The sequence below is a fragment of the Candidatus Desulfolinea nitratireducens genome (assembly GCF_982879505.1).
This window is the reverse complement of record NZ_CEYOSI010000047.1, coordinates 16,952-18,654: the sequence shown is the minus strand read 5'-3', so window position 1 is coordinate 18,654 and position 1,703 is coordinate 16,952. Positions and strand designations below refer to the sequence as shown.

Here is a 1,703-nt window from a genome sequence, read left to right as displayed (position 1 = left end):
CAGGCTGTGGTGCTGAACATCGATCCACTGGCTCCTGATAAAGCACACAGGATCAAATTATGCTACTTTTTATTATCCCACAATCCGCAAAAAAATAAAGTGCGTGTCGGATAAATATTTGTACAATTTTATAAGGCAATAATGAAGGCTCAGATTTTTTTATTTACCTTTTCAAATAAGCAATTGGCAAATCCTGGGCCGCAACTCCCTTGCAGGTAGATATACCATGCGAAAATTAAAACTAAAGATCCTAAAAGGCTAAACCTTTTGGGTCTAATCTGTTTAAGCTTCAAAAATCCGCCCCTACGCCTCTGGATATTTCTACGGTTTTTCTGTAGTTGTTTTTTCTGTAGATGTTTCTTCTGTGGGCGGATTTGGTTGAATCTGCTCTTTGCGTTTTAATTTCTCGTCGCGCTTCTTTTTCTTTGCGATCTCTTTCTGGCGTTTTTGGAATTTGTAATTGACCTTTGCCAACGTGTCCTCCTTTCTGGAGTGGAATATTTTCTTTCACATAGTATACTGCCTGGTTTCTGTTGCGGCTCAAGAATTGTCAGCAAATCCTCGGCAATAACTCTCCTGCAGGCAGATCGACTACTCTTGAGCCACCGATAGCCGTCTTTGCCACGACCCGTTTGGGATGAGCTTCCGTCACTGTGCCGATGATGACAGCCTCTTTTCCGTATTGATGCTTACGCATCCTTTCCAACACAGCCTCTGCATCTTTGGGGGCAACGATGGCGACCAGTTTGCCTTCGTTGGCGATATAGAAGGGATCCAGCCCCAGCATCTCGCAGGCGGCGTTGACGGCGGGATTAACCGGCACTTTCATTTCTTCAAATTCAATCCCTACCTTCGAAACATCTGCTAACTCATTCAGCACGGCTGAAAGCCCGCCGCGGGTGGCATCCCGCAGGCAGTGGATCTCTTTGGTCACATCCAGCATTTCCGCGATCAGACCATGCAGAGGGGCGGTGTCACTGATAATTTCTGATTCAAATTCCAGGCCCTCACGTTTGGACATGATCGCCATGCCGTGATCGCCCATCGTGCCGCTGACGAGGATCATATCGCCGGGGCGGGCATTTTTTGCGGCGATGTCGATTCCATCGGGAATCAGACCAAAGCCGGAGGTATTGATAAAAATTCCGTCACCGTGACCCTTGTTGACCACCTTTGTATCGCCCGTCACCACTTGTACGCCAGCTTCTTTTGCAGCCCGCGCCATGGAGGCGGCGATCTCTCCCAGCGTTTCCATCGGGAGTCCTTCCTCGAGGATAAATCCCGCTGAGAGATAGAGCGGTTTGGCGCCGCTCATTGCGATATCGTTGACGGTGCCGTTGACCGCCAGATCACCGATATCGCCGCCAGGGAAGATGATCGGGCTGACGACAAATGAATCGGTTGAAAAGGCCATGCGTCCACCCTTAAACGAGGCCATGTCAAGGGTCGTCGAATCGCCCATTTGCCCGAGCAGGTCGTTATCAAAGAGCGGGGCGAAAAGATGGGCGATCAGGTCGTTCATCATTTTGCCGCCAGAGCCATGTCCCATCACGATCGTGGGATAATTTTTCAGGGGGATCGGGCAAGTCCAGCCGTCGAATGAAGGGTTGCTCATAATGTCCTCGTAGGTGATGTTTTTGCGGAATTTTTACTGGGTCCTCATGCACCCAGCATACGGCAAGTATGGCCTGACGCCATCTTGT

The 1,703-nt window shown here is 49.6% G+C and carries 2 protein-coding genes; both read right to left on the bottom strand.

Annotated elements, in window-relative coordinates; all coding sequences use genetic code 11:
* Window positions 1-289 precede the first annotated feature (289 nt).
* Window positions 290-511 (bottom strand): hypothetical protein, encoded by a 222-nt coding sequence (locus AC3DOM_RS06160; protein WP_487918155.1) that lies wholly within the window; start codon window positions 509-511, stop codon window positions 290-292.
* A 39-nt stretch (window positions 512-550) separates the two neighbouring features.
* Entirely contained in the window at window positions 551-1,615 is a 1,065-nt protein-coding gene (hypE, locus tag AC3DOM_RS06155) for a hydrogenase expression/formation protein HypE (protein WP_487918154.1), read from the bottom strand.
* Window positions 1,616-1,703 lie beyond the last annotated feature (88 nt).

What these genes read in the sequence shown, in the direction of transcription:
- hypE (WP_487918154.1), bottom strand. Translation starts at nt 1,615, where the DNA reads ATGAGCAACCCTTCATTCGACGGCTGGACTTGCCCGATCCCCCTGAAA.